This is a genomic window from Pseudoalteromonas sp. Cn5-37 (assembly GCF_021532495.1).
GTDB lineage: Bacteria > Pseudomonadota > Gammaproteobacteria > Enterobacterales > Alteromonadaceae > Pseudoalteromonas > Pseudoalteromonas simplex.
In genome coordinates, this window is record NZ_JAKGBA010000085.1 from 1 (window position 1) to 1,489 (window position 1,489).

Sequence of the window (1,489 nt, forward strand, 5' to 3'; positions counted from 1 at the left end):
CTAGTACTTCATCACACAAGTTCTGACTAGTTGAGGGCACCATAAGCCCTCTGAAGTTTTTCACGAGCTAATTCAACATTAAACATCCAGTTTATACTTGTTCTTTCTTTATTCCGGCTCCATTCCCAGGCCGCGAGTTCTGTCTTTAGTTCTTCCATACTTGCTATACGTCTATCTAAACATTGCTTATTCATATTGCCAATCTCTATCTCGACCATATTCAACCAACTTGCGTGTTTTGGTGTGTAATGTAATTCTAGTTTATTTAAAATCCGCCGTGCTTCCTGTGGAGAAAATGCTTTATACAACGCTCCTTCTGTATGAGTTGATAAGTTATCTAACACAACTTTTATTTTGTTCGCATGTGGATAATGAAGATCAACTAAATCCCTCATACAATTAGCAAAGTCAATTTTCGTCTTTCTTTCTGTTGCTTTAACATGCCGCCACCCTCGATGGCGATCGAAGAATACAAATAAGTTGGCCACACCTACACGTTTATATTCATAATCTAACCGCTTAGTCTGCCCCGGCTTCATTGGTTGTGCCGGTCGAGTATCATCTACAAGTTGTTTCATCGCCTCATCAAAGTTAATTATAGGGTTTAACTCGTCTGCTGGCTCAGCATACAACTCGAGCACATGTTCCATCCGCGCGATATATTCAGCATCCATTGTCGCCACACACCACATCTTTTTTTGCCATGGTTTTAGTGCATTCTCTTTAAGGCGCCTCCGTATTGTTTCATACGAGATACTATCTAAATCGGTTAACGTAACTAATCGCTCTCCAAGTAAAGATAATGTCCATCTAGCGTGACCTGTTGGTGGCTTAGTGCAAGCTGTGGCGATTAACGTTGCTTCATCTTTCGCAGAGGTTTTTCTCATAGCACCACTTCGTGCACCTTCATTCATAGCTGCCGCTAGATTCTCTTCAACGAACTGGCGTTTGACTCGAAATACGGTTGAAGAACTCACTTGAACAGCTTCACATATTTGCTCTGTTGTATATCTACAACAGTCAGCTTTTAACAAAATAGCAGCCCGCTTGTACTTTCGAACATTGACCATGCCTTTTTTGCAATAGTCTACTAATTCTTGTTTTTCTTCTTCTGATAATTCAACAATATACTTTCGGTTCATAACAATATTAAGTAAGTTTATATGAGTTAAAGGATCGTTGATTAGGGTAAAAGTTCATTATGAATAAAGAAGAGTCGCCACGGTTTACAGCAAAGCAAGGTCAGTATTTAGCATTTATTTATTACTACACAAAAGTGAATGGGATTGCGCCTGCTGAAAGTGATTTTGAGCGCTACTTTGGAACCGCATCTTCAAGTGTTCATTCAATGATTTCAGTTCTTAAGAAGAAGAAATTTATAACATCAGTTACTGGAAAAAGCAGGAGTATTGAATTATTGATTGGAAAAGATCAGTTACCTGAATTTAAGTAAGGGCAACTGATCAAAATATATGTGAAAGGGTACTAG

At 38.8% G+C, this 1,489-nt stretch carries 2 protein-coding genes; one reads left to right on the forward strand and one right to left on the reverse strand.

What is annotated here, in order from left to right:
- Positions 1-26: 26 nt before the first annotated feature.
- Positions 27-1,142, reverse strand: coding sequence for an IS630 family transposase (locus L1266_RS22160; RefSeq protein ID WP_194441275.1), 1,116 nt, complete (start codon positions 1,140-1,142; stop codon positions 27-29).
- 59 nt (positions 1,143-1,201) lie between these two features.
- On the opposite strand from L1266_RS22160, the gene L1266_RS22165 reads away from it, so the two are divergent.
- Complete coding sequence (locus L1266_RS22165; protein ID WP_138602336.1) at positions 1,202-1,453, forward strand: LexA family protein; 252 nt, start codon at positions 1,202-1,204, stop codon at positions 1,451-1,453.
- The last annotated feature ends 36 nt before the right edge of the window (positions 1,454-1,489 follow it).

Excerpts from the sequence above, each read along its gene's own strand:
- L1266_RS22160 (WP_194441275.1), bottom strand. The coding sequence starts at position 1,142 with ATGAACCGAAAGTATATTGTTGAATTATCAGAAGAAGAAAAACAAGAA.
- L1266_RS22165 (WP_138602336.1), top strand. The coding sequence starts at position 1,202 with ATGAATAAAGAAGAGTCGCCACGGTTTACAGCAAAGCAAGGTCAGTAT.